This window comes from Gilliamella sp. Bif1-4 (genome assembly GCF_001690535.1).
Lineage (GTDB): Bacteria > Pseudomonadota > Gammaproteobacteria > Enterobacterales > Orbaceae > Gilliamella > Gilliamella bombi.
This window is the reverse complement of the sequence record NZ_LZHC01000087.1, coordinates 1-530: the sequence shown is the minus strand read 5'-3', so window position 1 is coordinate 530 and position 530 is coordinate 1. Positions and strand designations below refer to the sequence as shown.

Annotated in this window: 1 protein-coding gene; it reads left to right on the top strand. The window is 35.7% G+C overall.

Going from position 1 to position 530, the window contains the following annotated elements; translation table 11 throughout:
• The coding region (locus A9G25_RS12000) for a VENN motif pre-toxin domain-containing protein (protein WP_141675109.1) at window positions 1-530 on the top strand (530 nt) is incomplete at both ends.

Below are 530 nucleotides of genomic sequence, written 5' to 3'. Positions count from 1 at the left end.
CAAGAAGAAAGACAACAAAGCAGCGCCCTATCACAACTAGCGACAGGCCTTGCGATAGCCGCTGCCGGTGGTGATATCCAAGATATCAATACAGGCGTTGCGGCAGGGAAAAATGCGGTTGAGAATAACTTATTAAGTAATAAACGTGGCGTTGAAAAGCTTGATAAAGAGAGTAAAAAGCTTTATGAAAAAATCAAAGATATTGTCGGTTATGATGAAGTAGATAAATTGCAGCAGCAATATAACGATTGTAAAACAGAGGAGTGTAAGGCGAATGTTTATAATCAATATATGCAAAAAGAACAAGAAGCAGGACAAAGATTAGTTGATTTATATAAAGCAGGTAAGCTATCAGAAGATGAATATTACCAATTAGTTACATGGTATTCTGACACAATGCTTGAAGGAATAAAGCAAAGTCAGATTGACAATAGTAGAAATCATTCATTTGGTGATTGGGATATTAATGATGCGTCAGCATGGGATTGGACGGTATCAAACATTATTAACAATCCTTATTTAAATGAAAT